We start from the raw sequence: 2,320 nt of genomic DNA, 5'->3' as shown, positions 1-2,320 counted from the left end.
AAGAAAAGCAATAGAGAGTAGAAGCCGATGATGGATAAGCTTCTACTCTTTTTTTGAAAACAGGCTAAAAACTGTTGATATGTGATAAAAATTGCTTATTATGTGTGAAATTTACTTATAATAGATTTATAAAAGTTATGATTGTTTGAAGTTACGATTGTTTTTTCGTGAATTGTTTGTAATTGGAAGAAAATAGGGAGAATTTTGAATTTTTCTTGCTATTCAAAAAAACGGATGATATAATGTCTTTTATATAAAAACACATATCTCTAATGCAAGGACATAAAGGGGCGGTTTGGAGATCAGAACCGATTTTTTTATGAAATAGACTAGAAGTAAAATGATGCATAGATAGAAGTAAAATGATGCATAGATAGAGGTGTATTGTAAGTAAATTAGGAGGAGTAGAAATGAAACAGATTAAATTAGGGTTGCTGGGATTCGGAACAGTCGGAACCGGTGTTTCAAAACTCATAGAACAACAGAAGGAAGAGTTACAACAGAGGTTACAAGCAGAACTTGTAATAAAGAAAGTTTTGGTTCGGGATGCTTCTAAAAAAAGAGACTGTTCTCTTTCACAGGAAGTATTTACAACAGATGTGAATGAAGTGATATCTCATCCTGAGATTGATATCGTAGTAGAAGTGATGGGTGGAGTGGAACATACAAAAGAGTATGTGAAACAAGCACTTTCTCATCACAAACATGTGGTAACGGCGAATAAGGATTTATTATCTCTTCATTTGAAAGAGTTATCTGAGCTTGCTGAGCAAAACAATGTCGGATTGTTATTTGAAGCAAGTGTTGGTGGTGCTATTCCTGTGATTCATTCTATGACATCTACCATGTCCGGAGATAAGATTACAGAGATAATGGGAATTATGAACGGAACAACGAACTATATGTTGACAAAGATGACAGAAGAAGGATTGGGATTTGATGAAGTGTTGAAAGAGGCACAAGATCTTGGATATGCAGAGGCTGATCCAACTTCCGATGTGGATGGATTGGATGCAGGTCGAAAGATTGCCGTTTTGGCAAGTTTGGGATTCCATACAGAGGTTACGTTTGATCAAGTGTATACACAAGGCATTCGAAATATTAGTCCAAAAGATATTGAATATGCGAAACAATGGGGTTATCGTATCAAATTGGTCGGTGTTGCTAAGGACAATAACGGAGTCGAAGTTAGAGTTCATCCTATGATGTTGAAGGAAAAGAATCTTCTTTCACAAGTAAATGATTCGTTTAATGCGATTTGTCTGAAAGGAGCAGGATTTGGAGATTCTCTTCTGTATGGAAGAGGTGCCGGAGAACTTCCAACCGGAAGTGCAGTGCTTGGAGATGTGATGGAGATAGCGGGAAATATTGTGAGAAACAGCTCCATTAAGTCTCTTGTATCCTTGTATCGTAATGAGAAGGTTGTTCCGGTAGATTCCATTGTAAGTCAAGCATTTTTACGATTACAAAAATCTGATGATTGCAAGGATTGGAGTAAGATAGAAGCAGTGTGCAAAGAATCCGATGTTTCCGTTTTGAAACAGTTGGAAGAAAAAGAGGAATGGATATTGGCAGTAGAGTCAAAAGAGAAAGATAGAAATCAAGCTTTAGAAGTGCTACAACAACAAAACTTGATTGCAGGATGTAATAGTATGATTAGAATGGAAGGAGAATAACAATGGCTTGGAACGGATTGATTGATGCATATAGAAATTATTTACCGGTAACAGAAAAGACACCTCGTTGTACTTTACTTGAGGGGAATACACCGTTAATTCGAAGTGAAAATTTGTCAAAAGAGTTGGATTTGGAGCTTTATTTTAAGTATGACGGATTGAATCCTACCGGTTCTTTTAAAGATAGGGGAATGGTAATGGCTGTTGCGAAGGCAGTGGAAGAAGGCTCAAAGACGATTATGTGTGCTTCTACCGGTAACACATCAGCTTCTGCAGCTGCCTATGCTGCACGATGTGGATTGGACTGTGTTGTGTTGATTCCGGATGGTAATATTGCAATGGGAAAATTAGCACAAGCATTGATTTATGGAGCAAAGGTAATTGCAATTGACGGAAATTTTGACAATGCATTAGATATTGTAAAGGATATTACAAATGAATATCCGATTACTTTGGTAAACTCCTTGAATCCTTATCGAATTGAAGGACAAAAAACAGGAGCATACGAAGTGTCTGACGTATTGGGAGATGCACCTGATTATTTGGCAATTCCGGTTGGTAATGCGGGAAATATCACTGCTTATTGGAAGGGATTCAAAGATTATTATGAACAAAAGAAAAACAAACATCTTCCTACATTGTTA

The 2,320-nt window shown here is 36.8% G+C and carries 2 protein-coding genes; both read left to right on the top strand.

The features are described from left to right. Positions 1-410 precede the first annotated feature (410 nt). The gene (locus ACO5GE_RS07945; RefSeq protein WP_484830373.1) at positions 411-1,676 is read left to right on the top strand and encodes a homoserine dehydrogenase; all 1,266 of its coding nucleotides are present in this window, start codon (positions 411-413) and stop codon (positions 1,674-1,676) included. Between the two features lie 2 nt (positions 1,677-1,678). After that, on the top strand, positions 1,679-2,320 hold a 642-nt coding region (gene thrC / locus ACO5GE_RS07940), incomplete at its 3' end, for a threonine synthase (protein ID WP_484830372.1).

It is taken from the genome of Filifactor sp. (assembly GCF_057248345.1).
The sequence above is the reverse complement of the archived record's forward strand: the minus strand, read 5'-3'. Positions and strand labels throughout refer to the sequence as shown.

Coding starts and splice junctions, on each gene's coding strand:
- ACO5GE_RS07945 (WP_484830373.1), top strand. CDS start 411: ATGAAACAGATTAAATTAGGGTTGCTGGGATTCGGAACAGTCGGAACC.